This is a genomic window from Trichocoleus sp. FACHB-46, from assembly GCF_014695385.1.
Lineage (GTDB): Bacteria > Cyanobacteriota > Cyanobacteriia > FACHB-46 > FACHB-46 > Trichocoleus.
The window spans coordinates 110077-123305 of record NZ_JACJOD010000007.1 but is presented as its reverse complement, the minus strand read 5'-3'; the positions used below and the strand labels follow the sequence as shown (position 1 = coordinate 123305).

Sequence of the window (13229 nt, the reverse complement as noted above, 5' to 3'; positions counted from 1 at the left end):
GAGTTTATTTACTAGATTGGGCTTGACCTCCGTGGCTGATGATCGGTTGCAACTAAAAACTCAATCTGAACCCCCTGTCCAGCGGCCTACGCAAGCTCGGCGGCTGTTGAATTGGTGGCAATCTCTCAAGCCGTTTCCGCGCTTTTTGGCGATCGCGCTGGCAGCACCCCTCCTCGTGCTGAATGCTTGGGCACTGGCGTTGATGTTCGAGTACTTCCACTCCCTGATTGTGATTTTGATTGGCGCGTCTTTGATCGCCTTTCTGCTCAACTACCCAGTCAGTTGGTTGGAGCGGCATGGCGCACAACGGCAGCAAGCAGCAATTTTGGTGTTTCTGTTAGCTTTGTCGGTGTTGTTGGCCTTGGGCGTGACGCTGGTGCCTTTGGTGTTCAGCCAAGCTCAACAATTAGTCAGTCGCTTGCCCGACTGGATTGACTCTGGGCGGCGGCAATTGCTGATGTTGAATGAGCGGGCGGAAGCGTTGAATTTGCCCGTTAATTTTGATGCCTTGGTAGTGCAAATCAACGATCGCTTGAAGGGACAATTACAAGGAATTGCAGGGCAAGCACTCAACTTGGCGGTAATTACAGTTACAAGTTTGCTAGATGGTCTATTGACCATTGTGCTGTCGTTTTACTTGCTGCAACACAGCGATCGCCTCTGGTTCAGCGTAGTCGAGTGGCTACCCGCTCCCGTGCGTCAGCCTTTCACCCAGACGTTGCGACTGAGTTTTCAGAACTTTTTCATTGGGCAGTTGATTCTTGCCACCTGCATGGCCTCCGCCTTGATTCCCACATTTTTGTGGTTGAAGGTGCCTTTTGGCTTGTTGTTTGGCTTGACCATTGGTTTGATGGCCTTGGTGCCCTTTGGCGGTACCGTCGGCATTGCCCTCGTGACGCTACTGGTAACTTTGCAAAACGTGTGGCTAGGGCTGCGAGTCTTGATTGCCTCGGTCATCGTCCAGCAGATTCTGGAAAACTTGATTGCCCCCCGAATCTTGGGCAGTATGACAGGCCTAAACCCAGTCTGGGTCCTAATCTCTATTTTGGCAGGGGCACGGGTCGGTGGATTGCTCGGTGTAATTGTGGCGGTGCCCACAGCAGTCGTGATCAAGACTGCTTTAATGGCCTTGCGATCGCCCAACCTCGGCCAAGCCGCAAGTCACAATTTTGTGACGGAAGGGCCCAGTCTCGCTGCTCCACGTACGATTGTGGAAACCGCACCCATGCACCCGCCAGAAGACCCCACGCTCAAAGAGGTACCAGAAGCTTAGCGCTCCACCCAATTCGAGCCTAGGTCTGAGGATTTACCATCGAACCCATGAACAGCAAGCTACCTGTTTGATTGTCTCGGATTGCGTAAAAGAAGGGGCGATCGGCCACTAGCTTGAACGGCGTTGGTGGAAATTGAGTTGAGGTGACGATCATCTCTACCGAAGTTGCTGCTGTTGCTTCAGTGCCGACTTCGTTGACTTCCACAAAGGTTTTGTGTCGCACCTGATCGATCGCCAAATCTGCCTGACTCATTCCCGAGAAATCTGCCTTGCTGCCATTGAAAGCAATGCCCATGCCCAACGTTTTCAACGCGTTGTTGAGATTGAGGTCGTACTCTAGCTTGAACTTGGGAATTTGAACGGAACCGGGACGATTTCGGAACTCCTTCATCCATTGCTCCCAATTAGCGGCGGTTAAATCGCGGTAGAAGGACGGCAGATTAGATTTAGATTTAGGCAAAAACAGATACAAGCTCAAGCGCCCTTCTCCATAAGGCAGGCTTACCGCTTGAAACTTATTAGTTTCGTAATAATCGTATTCCCCGGTTTGGGTCATCAGGGGGTGCTGCTTGCGGGTACCATTCGCCAGCGTAAAAGGACGCTCTACCGTAGCTGCTGCGTCGAAGGCTTCGCTCCACTTGCCTTTGAAATAGACCGCATTGAGTAGCAACAGCACCAAATTCGGTTGCACTTGGTCCACAATCTGGCTGATTTTACCTCGGGTCTTCTGCTGCACCCAACGGTTGATCTGGCTAGCTGCCTGAGGCTGGGTGAAATCCAGTTCCGTGATTTGGGCTTTGTAGAACTGTTGGTTGCGCTGCAAAAATTCTCGTTGGAATCCCGTGCCTTTTTGGGTCCACAACGAGTTGGCGATCGCTACTTCTACCGCTGGGTCTGCTTTTTGCAATCCTGAGATCAGGGCTGCATTGCTGCGGTTCACGTCCGCTAAGCTTAACCCTTGCAGTTCCAGCGCTTTCGCCATTGCTTGCTGCGTCTCTCCCTCGGCTCCGTTGTAGGTCATCGCTAAGGCGATCGCAACACTGGAGGGTGAGATAAATACATTCTTGCCAGCATCAGCTTTCAGAGCTTGGGCAAATAGCTTGAAGCCAAAGGTGGTGTTGGCAGTCACAAGTTTACGATCAAGGGCCTCTGACTGCGAAGTGGTTGCCTGAGCCTGAGGCCGCACAGAAGCATTAGGCCGTGCCTGGGCAGCGCTAAGCGTCACCAGTTGCCAGCTACCGACCAAGCTAAGCAGTAACAGGGTGCCAGCGGTAATCGTGCCAACTCGTTGCAATGACCGTAAATTCATGAGGCTGCTCTGCGGCTCAGGGATGAAAAACTTTCCTCCCCTAGATTAGTCTGGTCGGGATAAAAGCACCGGGTAGTTACCTTTTCCGCAACATCTCATTACGGTTGGTCACTGAGTTTGGCAACTGTGTAATCCAGAAGCTGCTAGGCATGCTGATTCTATGTGGCTTTATTTGTAGCTCCAGCTCAATATCCACAGACCGCTGCTCACCAGCATCACAGTACAGAGCGCGATCGCCGTTGCCACCCCAGGAACAAAAATAAAGCCGATCGCCGCCCCAATCATGGCTCCAACAATAGTACCTAGGACTGCTCCTAGCGCTCCTGACCACAAAGCCCCCGACATGGAACCCAAAGTTGGCTGAAAGAAAAAGCTCAGCTGAGACGCCAAGAGCGTATTGAGCAAACCACCTATCACCCCAAGACTCGCTCCATAGCCCGCATAACCTGAACCTGCGGCGATCGCAGCCATTAGGACTTCTGGGGTAATACTGGTAACTAGGAGGCTAATCAGACTTCCGAGGCTACCGACGATGCCCCCTAAGCAAGTGCCATAAACGCTCCAAAAAATCACATTTGGGATTTGGGGCCGAGCACTAAATAAGGAATTGCTTAAAGCCCCACCCATGATCACCACGATCACCGCGCCAATCGACTCAAAATGAGGCAGATTCGCTTGTAGCGGCACGATAGCCTCAGGCAGCAGCCAGCAAACTCCCCAGAACAGCGCTGCACTAGTCACACTGCCAATTGAAGTCAGGATCGTAGCCGCGATCGCGGCATTCACAGGCCCCCAGATGGCACCCCCTACCGCGCCTAATAATCCGCCCCCAACTGCCCAAACAATGGCCCAAACAAGTATCCAAACCACAGGCACAATCTGGTTTAACGAGCCGGAACAGTCCACCAAGCCAGCCCATAGGGTTGAGTTGCTTGATTCATCTGCTGGCGATACAGAACCCGGATTTTATACCGCCCCGTCGTAGGAATCGCGTAAAAAATATGCTCAACGCTATCAACTTCACTAACCGAGGCCCAGATGCTATCCGCTGGGTCATTATCCTCAGCTCGCATCAAATACAGATCTAGATTATTCAGGCCGCGATCGCTAAAGCTCTCGTTGATATCATACTCACCATTGCGATTTTGGTCTTGTAACTCCACTCGCCGAGCCCAAGCCAAGGTGACAGAGACAAAGCTGCCTTGTTGTAGAGGCTGCTCCAGCACATAGTCCTGAAACGAACTCTTCGCTTGCGTCGCTACAGTTCTGTAATCCCAACCAATCGGAGGAACTGGCGTTGTTGGGTTCCATTGGCCTGGTTGAAATTGTTGGTAGGCGCGAAACGTGTTGAGTTGTCCCGTGCCCATATGCAGGTTGAGGGGAATCGTGCGATCGCGGTAGGCATCTGAAGCGAACCAGTCTTGCTGATTGCGATCCAAAATGGTGCGGCTCATGCCTAAAGTCCAACCGTCGCCTCGGTCTCGGACTTTATCTGCTGAGTTGAGCAAAACTGCTTTCATCACTTCGTGGCGGCGAGCATCCAACCCCCACTGATTGCTTTTTCGGCGCATCGCAGCATCGCCAAATTCTTGTAACAAAGCCACGCTAGCTGTGACGTGGGGTGCCGCAAAACTGGTACCAGTAACTCTGGTGGTTTTGCCATCTGGGTTCAGCGCCACGATGTTACTGCCAGGAGCCACCAAGCTAATAGCGCGACGCGGACCCACGTTGCTCTCCAGACCAAGCGATCGCTGGGATGGGGAAATAACCTCATCACCTAAGTTAGCTGCATCTACCTGCGCAAAAGGCCCATTACTGGTTAAACGGCGAGTAAAAGCGACATTTACGCCATTAAAGTTGTCCGTGGGAATGGAAATGCCTCCTCTCCCCTGATTACCAGCGACAACATACAAAACGTCATGGGCGCGAGTGGACCAATCTAGACATTGGGTGAGTAGGGCATTGCCATCAAGACGGGCTCTGGGGCGCGGGTCTTGTTGTAGCGATTCCCCAAAGCTGAAGTTAATGGCCCGGATGTCTCCCCCATTTTGCTGCGCCACATGCTGGGCTGATAAACATTCTTCTGGTTGGCCGTTACGCTGCAATAAGCCAACCGCAGACGCATAAAGCCGCGCTTTAGGTGCTACGCCCCGCATGGTTGGATCAGCGCTAACCATGATGCTGGCCACATTTTGAGCGTGACCATCAACGTGGGTGTTGCCTTTAGCAGGGCCATCTCGAAAGAAGACCCGCAACAGCGCGATCGCCCAGCTTTGATTAACGGCCTTATCGACACCAAACTTACCCGGACGACCGATTTCTACCTGACCAATCGCAACTTTGTTGCCCGTAAGGTTGTAGGGGGGAGCTTGCAACCGATAGGCATCAATGCCCGCTTCACCCAGCGAGCTTCCAGCAACCTGGAAGGAGGCAGGCAGAACAGTAACACTGAGTCCTCCCCATAACCCTGCTAAGCTGTTCAACATCCACGGCTGAGTCACAGCCTCTCCTCCACGAAATCTTTACAAGCCAAGGGGGATTTGAGGATCAAATGACAACCTTCTAATTAAATATTTTTTAAACATTTTGTTAAACTGGATACGACAGAGGACACGGGAGAAATCGTTCGCCATGACGCAGCCGCAATCCGAGAAACAGATAGTTATCGCTCCATCCATCCTATCAGCCGACTTTAGCCGTTTGGGAGACGAAATTCGTGCAGTAGATGCAGCAGGAGCAGACTGGATTCACGTAGATGTGATGGATGGCCGCTTTGTTCCTAACATCACAATTGGTCCGCTGATTGTAGAAGCGATTCGCCCCGTAACTCAGAAGCCTTTAGATGTCCACCTGATGATTGTGGAACCAGAGAAGTACGTAGAAGGTTTTGCTAAGGCTGGAGCCGATATTATCTCTGTACATTGCGAGCACAATGCTTCTCCCCACCTGCATCGCACCCTCTGTCAAATTAGAGAACTCGGTAAGAAAGCTGGCGTAGTCCTCAATCCCTCTACCCCACTAGAATTGATTGACTACGTTCTAGAAGTTTGTGACCTCATTTTGATCATGAGTGTCAACCCTGGCTTTGGTGGTCAAAGCTTTATTCCTGCGGTCCTGCCTAAGATTCGCAAACTGCGTCAAATCTGTGATGAGCGAGGTCTCGATCCTTGGATTGAAGTGGATGGTGGCCTCAAGGCTAACAATACTTGGCAAGTTTTAGAAGCAGGTGCTAACGCGGTCGTGGCTGGTTCTGCAGTCTTCAATGCACCCGATTATGCAACTGCGATCGAAGGTATCCGCAACAGCAAGCGTCCTGAGCTAGCTACAGTCTAATCATAATCTCGCAGTTACTTAAAACTTTTCCTTGGATAATGCAATGGCAAGTTACTAGTTCCTGGTAGCTTGCTTTTTTATTGGTCTTTGATAAAAAACGGTAGACGTTAAAAATGGCAAAGCTCTAGAGGATTTTGGCCTTTGGACTGAGCTGGCTCCATTAAATAATTGAAAACCCAAAGGCAGCTAATTAAAGGTACCTTTGGGTTGAAAAGTTTTTACAGTTTGAACTGTCTAAATCATGAGCACCATTAAAGTGAAGATTTTCAATCAACCTTGACTCGAATAGTGCTGATTCACTAAAGGTCAGGATTACTTGTTGCGGTTAGAGAGCCATCTAGCAGCCACCAACCCAAACGCAGCACCTACCATAGGATTGCTAAAGAATTTAACAATGCCTGGTTGCTCAGCTAAAACATCGCGGAACAGATCAGGATGATTGTGATAAGCAAAGCTTGCTAGCTTGGTCACATCATCTGCATTCATGCGGCTGGGGTGATGAGTAGAGAGACTCAGCTGCCGCTCCAAATCGCGATCGCTCAACCCACGTTCTTTGAAGTGCTTGAAAAACTCACGAGCTACATCATCCCGCTCATTAGGCTTGATTTGGGCGATCGCTTTCTGTAGCTCAGGCTCCATTTGAGCAGAAGGGATCTTCTCTGGATGGAAGGAACGACCAAACAAATGACGGCGCTCATCTTTAGAAGAACGCTGAGCAAAATCGTCAAAACTTTGATAGTTCTCTAGAGACGAGTTATCGTCGAGTTGCTCGGTGCTGCCATGAGCCAAATCATTCATAATTTGACGCTTGTAATCTTCGCTGCTAGTCACAGTATTAATCTCCTACTAATCATCAGAGTTTTGGCAACATCTGAAGTTATAAAAAAAGCTATTTGAAATTGAAAGCTGCTCGGTAGAATAGCGATCGCTGGTCTACGCCTTGTTGGTCTACACCTTACTGATACTCAACTTGCTTAGAGCCAGAATCGTAGCGAGCAGTCAAAATCAACTGTTTGTCAGGGGCATACATCAAGACCGTCAGATCACGGTTAGGCGCACTCTGCCGGAAGCCTTGTACCAAAGACTTGGCTAAGGGCCGCACTTCGTTAGGCTTAACTTGCTTGGAAATTACTACTCCCAGCTTGTTGTTATCCCGAACATAAGCATCCTGCACTAAACCATGAGCTGTCTGCACAACCCAGTTAGCAAAGTTGCCACCTGCAGCTGTGTTACCTCGTTCCAGTTGGCTATAACCTGAACGATTCTCAATTTGAGTCGGCTGGTTCACCGCTTGAGTGGCTGAGGATGGCCCACCACAAGCGGTTGTAATGGTAAGTACCAAAACCAAAGCTAAAGCCGTGAAAAACTTACGACTATGTTGAAGTAAATTCACGAAAGGTATCCTCGCAAAATTAATTAATCATTTGAATTGCTATAACTTCCCACTTTTAAAAGTAGGGTTTGGAAGTTGTTTAGCAAATGGTGAGTCTACTACAGATGGCAACTAGATTTGAGTTAGTTAAAAACAGTATTTTTTGAAAACAGGTGAGACCTTCGGAGCTAATAGCGGTTTTGTAATTACTCGTAACTAACTCAAATGCAGAAAACTCAAGAAATATAAGTACCCAGGTAATCTGGGTAGCTCGCAAGCTACCCAGCGCTCACATTAGAACTAGCTATGACTAGTCAATTGCTTTCTTGATGTTATCTTTGATGTCTTCTTTAGCGTGCTGAGCTTGAGACTCAACTTGCTTGGCTTGTCCTTCTGCTTGGTCTTTAGGATCGCCCGTTATATTTCCCCAAGCTTCTTGAGCTTTGCCTTCAATATTTTTGCCAGCTGCTTTAGCTCTATCTTCTGCACTCATTTTATGTACTCCGTAATTTTCAAAACTCTAAATTCAAATATCAAGTTGAAAAGCGAAGATCTATTCCACTTGACAATTCCTAATGTAGCGACAACTACGATCTGAGCCATCTGTCAGAAGTTGCATTAGCCTTACTCTGGATTGCGCCTTTTGATTTAGCCTTTAAGAACTACGGTTTGTGAATTAAGAAATTTCTTATTTATTAATCTCTTGAATTTAATTGTTAATTCAGTAAATGTGAGCTGAGAAAGGTAAAAAATGTTGCCCTATCTTTGGCTGTCTCAAGAGTTTCTTAGGATTGTGCCCAATCACTAATTGATTTACTAGTTAGATATTTGACTGTTCAATGTAAAGACCTAGATTCTAATCAGTCCTCAGCTCACAGTTCTATCCGCTACAGTTATATTGAGGGTTACTAATGGTTGTAATTCGCAGTTCAGATTGAAGTGTTGAGATATCCTGGGTTGCTTTAGCTGGTTTCATTGTGATTTCAACGGGCGATCGCGAATTTCACCGTGTTCTAGGCGACCAAATGTACTACTTAAGATCGCTACACTAGAGGAGTGGCTAGTTGACTCCGAGCGACCCCAGATTGCTCTCAAGTCACTAGGCGCAAGAGCCGAAACTCTAGCAACTTTGTGCTTTTATTGAGTCGAGATTATGGCGCAATTCCAGATTCAAGCCCCTTTTCAACCCACTGGCGATCAACCTAAGGCGATCCAGCAACTGACTCAGAGTGTGCAGTCAGGTGAACGCTTCCAGACTTTGCTAGGGGCAACGGGTACTGGCAAAACATTTACGATCGCTTCGGTGATTGAAAACGTGGGGAAGCCCACTTTAGTCTTGGCTCATAACAAAACCCTAGCCGCCCAACTTTGCAACGAGTTGCGAGAGTTTTTTCCTAACAACGCCGTCGAGTATTTCATTAGTTATTACGACTACTATCAACCGGAAGCTTATATTCCGGTGACCGATACTTACATTGAAAAGACAGCTTCGATCAACGAAGAGATTGATATGCTGCGGCACTCAGCCACGCGATCGCTGTTCGAACGGCGCGATGTGATTGTGGTCGCTTCTATTAGCTGCATCTATGGCTTAGGCATTCCCTCCGAATATCTGAATGCGGCTGTGCCACTGCGCGTGGGGATGGAAGCCGACCAACGCCAAATTCTGCGCGATTTAGCTTCTGTGCAGTATTCTCGCAACGACTTAGAGATGGGGCGCGGTCGCTTCCGAGTCAAAGGGGATGTGCTAGAAATTGGCCCAGCTTATGAAGACCGCATCATTCGAGTAGAGTTTTTTGGTGATGAGATCGACGCGATTCGCTACATCGATCCCGTAACTGGCGTAACGCTGCAAAGCATGGAGGGGGTGAATATTTACCCTGCCCGTCACTTCGTTACTCCCGAAGACCGCTTAGAGGGAGCCTGCAACGCCATCGAACAAGAGCTGCGCGATCGCCTGGAAATTTTAGAGCAAAACAACAAGCTCCTAGAAGCCCAACGCCTAGAGCAGCGCACCCGCTACGACTTGGAGTTGCTGCGAGAAGTCGGTTACTGCAACGGTGTGGAAAACTACTCGCGCCATCTCGCTGGGCGGCAAGCGGGAGATCCCCCCGAATGCTTAATCGACTATTTCCCCCAAGATTGGCTCTTGGTCGTTGATGAATCTCACGTCACTGTGCCGCAGATTCGGGGTATGTACAATGGTGACCAAGCCCGCAAACAAGTGCTAATTGAGCACGGATTTCGTTTACCCAGTGCCGCCGACAACCGCCCCCTGAAGTCTGAGGAGTTTTGGGGCAAGGCAAAACAGTGCATTTTTGTTTCTGCTACTCCCGGAGACTGGGAGATGGAAATTTCGGACGGTCGAGTGGTGGAGCAGGTGATTCGGCCTACCGCAGTGCTTGACCCGGAAATTTTCGTCCGTCCCACTACAGGTCAAATCGATGATTTGTTTGGCGAAATTCAAGAGCGGGTCCAGCTTCAGGAACGGGTGCTGATCACAACGCTGACCAAGCGCATGGCTGAGGACTTGACCGAGTACTTGCAGGAGCGCAGCGTTCGGGTCCGCTATCTGCACTCTGAGATTCACTCCATCGAGCGGATTGAGATTTTGCAGGATTTACGGGAAGGCACCTTTGATGTCTTGATTGGTGTGAACTTGTTACGGGAAGGCTTGGACTTACCAGAAGTGTCGCTGGTCGCGATCTTAGACGCGGATAAAGAAGGTTTCTTACGAGCGGCGCGATCGCTGATTCAAACTATTGGTCGGGCAGCGCGTCACATCCGAGGTCAGGCCATTCTCTACGCCGACAACCTGACTGACAGTATGGCCAAGGCCATTAGCGAAACCGAGCGGCGGCGAGCAGTGCAAATGGAGTACAACACCAAGCACGGCCTCACGCCACAGCCAATTATCAAAAAATCGAGTAACGCTATTTTGTCGTTTTTAGAGGTATCCCGCCGTCTCAACGCCCAAGAACTAGATCAAGTCTATGAGCAAGCCAGTGATCTCCCTCTAGAAAACATTCCGCAGCTCATCGGTCAGCTAGAAGCTCAGATGAAGGAAGCGTCGAAAAAATTAGAATTTGAAGAGGCCGCTAAGTATCGCGATCGCATCAAACACTTGCGCGACAAGCTATTGGGCCACTAAGCACCTCCGTATCATCTCTCAACTTTGCCTCTGCTTGATGAAACTCTCATCATTGCTTTAAATTTGGCTGCGAAATCTCTCTTAAGCCAGATGTTTAGAAGCGGTTACTGAAAGCGAGAATATGGAGGCTTACTTGTCTTAAGATTTGTGGCCTTCTGATTAGCAGAGCAGAGCGCATTTCATAAGAGATGAGTGAGCTACCTGGATAGATGTCTAGCTGGGAGCTTGATAGTGAAGCAACATAACCGATTGCAAGCATATCGCTACGCGAATCGGGGCAGCATTTACCTCTTTATGCCCATGCTGGATTTTAATGTCATGGCAGAAGTTGGAGAAACTCCGCCTTAAGGGAGTGAGATCGCAGCAAAGCGATCGCTGGGTAAGTTATTGCCTGATCACTATTTGTTGAAAACTTGTTTGCTGAACTTAAGAGTTGGGCAAGATTCTTGTTAGCACTACAGGAATTTTAAGTGGTCGGCTTTTAACCTAGAAAGCTACTGAATAAAGTTGCAAAACTCTTAAAGCGACTGGTTTAACTAATAGCTGCTATTAGGAATACGACACTCGGCGGCAAATCAGGGGTCTACCTAAAGTTAAGAATCAGGCAATTTGCAACGGTGAGTCTACTTCAGTGACCCTATTGCAACAGTTAAGTGCTTCAAGTCCTTGTTGGCTGTTGCCATGACAAGGTTGACCAAAACAATACCTTACTCACTTAAACTCTTAACTCAAATGCCCTACTCTTCAATGTCCTCCTCTCAGACATTTCCTAGTAGAAGCCCTATTCTTGTCTCCAAACCCTTGGCTCCTGAATTTACGGTTGCCATCCCGACATACAACGGTGAGCACCGCTTGCCTGAGTTGTTAGAGCGCCTGCGAGCGCAGGTGAATACAGAGGATTTTCGCTGGGAAATCCTAATAGTTGATAACAACAGTACAGACCAGACTGCTGAGGTCATTCGGACCTTCCAGGCAGATTGGCCCAACCAGTACCCCATCCGGTACTTGTTTGAAGGTCGCCAAGGCTCTGCTTATGCGAGGCAGCGAGCAGTGCAAGCAGCCGAAAGCGAGCTGATTGGTTTTTTAGATGATGACAACATTCCAGCTCTAGACTGGGTGGCAGCAGCTTATGCCTTTGCTCAAAGTCACCCTAGAGCAGGAGCTTACGCGAGTCAAATTCACGGTGACTTTGAAGCTGCACCTCCGCAAAACTTTAGAAGAATTGCTGGTTTCTTGGCGATTACTGAGCGCGGTCCTCAGCCATTGCTATACGATCCTGGCAAAAAGCTGCTGCCTCCTTCAGCAGGCTTAGTGGTGCGTAAAAGTGTTTGGAGCCGCTATGTGCCTCAAACTTTTACCTTGAGAGGAAGAGTCGGACAGTCTCAGGGGCAAGCGATCGCGGCCAGCGAACCGGGAGAAGATCTAGAACTGCTTCTGCATATTCAGAATGCAGGTTGGGAAATTTGGTATAACCCAGACATGGAAATGCACCACAAAATCCCTCACTGGCGTTTTGAGCGAGATTATCTGCTCGCCATGTTTCGAGGGATTGGTCTGAGTCGCTACCACACTCGCATGCTCAGTGTTAAACCTTGGCAGCGTCCATTGGCAGCTCTGGCCTATATCCTGAACGATATGCGTAAAATCCTCCGGCACTGGCTGAAATATAGAACGGTCATCCCTCAAGATTTGGTAGCTACTTGCGAAATGGAGCTGTTCCGCAATAGTTTTCTGAGTCCCTTCCACCACTGGAAGAAAACCCTGAAAAACTAAGAGGGCATAAGTTCTAATCTCTCTATGGATGTAACGATCGCAATTCCTACCTACAACGGTGCCGATCGCCTGCCGCTGATTCTGGAGCGCTTGCGATCGCAGACTGCTGCTGAATCGATTCGGTGGGAAATCATCATCGTTGACAACAACAGCACCGATGGCACTGCCGCTGTGGTGCAACAGTATCAAGCCAACTGGTCCCACCCTTATCCTCTCAAGTATTGCTTTGAGCCAGAACAAGGAGCCGCTTTTGCCCGCCAGCGAGCGATTCGAGAAGCACAGGGTGAACTAGTTGGCTTTTTAGATGATGACAATTTGCCAACGGCAGAGTGGCTCGCCGCTGCCTATGAATTTGCGCAAACTCACCCTCAGGCAGGAGCCTATGGCGGACAGATCTATGGAGATTATGAGGTAGAGCCTCCCGCTAATTTTGAGAAAATTCAGGCATTTCTAGCGATTCGGCAGCGCGGTCCAAATCCAAATTTGTATGAGCCAGAGCGGATCAGTTTACCGCCAGCAGCTTCTTTAGTGGTCCGACGGCAGGCTTGGCTTGAGCATGTCCCACAACGTCCTGCTTTGAGCGGTAAAGTTCGCGGGTGCATGGTGCAGGGGGATGACTACGAACCTTTGCTGTATCTACACAAGGCAGGTTGGGAAATTTGGTACAACCCTGCCATGCAAACTTATCATCAAATTCCTCATTGGCGTTTAGAACGACCCTATTTGACTGAGCTAGCTAGAGGGTGTGGGCTGGCGACCTGTGAGTTACGCCTGATCTACACTGCGGATGCCCAGAAGCCCTGGATCATGGCCAGAACTTTTTTAGGCAATTCCCGGAGAGCTGTGATGCATGTACTCAAGTATCGCCAACGAGTCAAAACAGATCTAATTGCCGCTTGCGAACTGGAGTTTTTTCTAGGTAGCTTGATGAGTCCGTTTTACTACCTCAGAAAAAATCTTCAGGCTAAAGCTGCTCCTAGTCCGCTACAGACTCCTTCAGGCTCTAACTAAACTAGGG

General features: G+C 49.1%; 11 protein-coding genes. 5 read left to right on the top strand and 6 right to left on the bottom strand.

Features of this window, described 5'->3' with window-relative positions; genetic code table 11:
* Positions 1-31: 31 nt before the first annotated feature.
* Positions 32-1273 (top strand): AI-2E family transporter, encoded by a 1242-nt coding sequence (locus tag H6F72_RS04385; protein WP_348252355.1) that lies wholly within the window; start codon positions 32-34, stop codon positions 1271-1273.
* A gap of 19 nt (positions 1274-1292) precedes the next feature.
* Here H6F72_RS04385 and H6F72_RS04380 read toward each other — a convergent pair whose 3' ends face one another.
* From H6F72_RS04380 to H6F72_RS04370, 3 genes are all read right to left on the bottom strand, one after another.
* Positions 1293-2582, bottom strand: coding sequence for a serpin family protein (locus H6F72_RS04380; RefSeq protein WP_190432200.1), 1290 nt, complete (start codon positions 2580-2582; stop codon positions 1293-1295).
* A gap of 168 nt (positions 2583-2750) precedes the next feature.
* Positions 2751-3488 (bottom strand): hypothetical protein, encoded by a 738-nt coding sequence (locus H6F72_RS04375; RefSeq protein WP_190432198.1) that lies wholly within the window; start codon positions 3486-3488, stop codon positions 2751-2753.
* Positions 3467-5083 carry a S8 family serine peptidase gene (locus tag H6F72_RS04370; RefSeq protein WP_370527441.1) on the bottom strand — a complete coding sequence of 539 codons (1617 nt, stop codon included), beginning with the start codon at positions 5081-5083 and terminating at the stop codon, positions 3467-3469. The genes H6F72_RS04375 and H6F72_RS04370 overlap by 22 nt, the downstream gene beginning before the upstream one ends.
* A gap of 130 nt (positions 5084-5213) precedes the next feature.
* Here H6F72_RS04370 and rpe point away from each other — a divergent pair, with 130 nt between their 5' ends.
* The gene (rpe, locus tag H6F72_RS04365) at positions 5214-5915 is read left to right on the top strand and encodes a ribulose-phosphate 3-epimerase (protein ID WP_190432196.1); all 702 of its coding nucleotides are present in this window, start codon (positions 5214-5216) and stop codon (positions 5913-5915) included.
* Positions 5916-6227: 312 nt separating this feature from the next.
* On the opposite strand, the gene H6F72_RS04360 is transcribed toward rpe, so the two are convergent.
* The 3 genes from H6F72_RS04360 to H6F72_RS04350 form a co-directional block, all read right to left on the bottom strand.
* Positions 6228-6746 carry a hypothetical protein gene (locus H6F72_RS04360; protein WP_190432194.1) on the bottom strand — a complete coding sequence of 173 codons (519 nt, stop codon included), beginning with the start codon at positions 6744-6746 and terminating at the stop codon, positions 6228-6230.
* 124 nt (positions 6747-6870) lie between these two features.
* Entirely contained in the window at positions 6871-7308 is a 438-nt protein-coding gene (locus H6F72_RS04355) for a hypothetical protein (protein WP_190432192.1), read from the bottom strand.
* Positions 7309-7597: 289 nt separating this feature from the next.
* Positions 7598-7780: a CsbD family protein gene (locus tag H6F72_RS04350; RefSeq protein ID WP_190432190.1), complete on the bottom strand. Its 183-nt coding sequence runs from the start codon at positions 7778-7780 to the stop codon at positions 7598-7600.
* A 660-nt stretch (positions 7781-8440) separates the two neighbouring features.
* On the opposite strand from H6F72_RS04350, the gene uvrB reads away from it, so the two are divergent.
* The 3 genes from uvrB to hpsE (H6F72_RS04335) all read left to right on the top strand — a co-directional run bounded on the left by uvrB (position 8441) and on the right by hpsE (H6F72_RS04335) (position 13222).
* On the top strand, positions 8441-10438 hold the full coding sequence (gene uvrB / locus H6F72_RS04345) for an excinuclease ABC subunit UvrB (RefSeq protein WP_190432189.1): 1998 nt from the start codon (positions 8441-8443) through the stop codon (positions 10436-10438).
* 801 nt (positions 10439-11239) lie between these two features.
* Entirely contained in the window at positions 11240-12211 is a 972-nt protein-coding gene (hpsE, locus tag H6F72_RS04340; RefSeq protein ID WP_242016780.1) for a hormogonium polysaccharide biosynthesis glycosyltransferase HpsE, read from the top strand.
* Between the two features lie 24 nt (positions 12212-12235).
* Positions 12236-13222 (top strand): hormogonium polysaccharide biosynthesis glycosyltransferase HpsE, encoded by a 987-nt coding sequence (gene hpsE, locus H6F72_RS04335; protein WP_190432188.1) that lies wholly within the window; start codon positions 12236-12238, stop codon positions 13220-13222.
* Positions 13223-13229: the final 7 nt, after the last annotated feature.

Coding starts and splice junctions, on each gene's coding strand:
- H6F72_RS04380 (WP_190432200.1), bottom strand. CDS start 2,582: ATGAATTTACGGTCATTGCAACGAGTTGGCACGATTACCGCTGGCACC.
- rpe (WP_190432196.1), top strand. CDS start 5,214: ATGACGCAGCCGCAATCCGAGAAACAGATAGTTATCGCTCCATCCATC.
- H6F72_RS04350 (WP_190432190.1), bottom strand. CDS start 7,780: ATGAGTGCAGAAGATAGAGCTAAAGCAGCTGGCAAAAATATTGAAGGC.
- uvrB (WP_190432189.1), top strand. CDS start 8,441: ATGGCGCAATTCCAGATTCAAGCCCCTTTTCAACCCACTGGCGATCAA.
- hpsE (WP_190432188.1), top strand. CDS start 12,236: ATGGATGTAACGATCGCAATTCCTACCTACAACGGTGCCGATCGCCTG.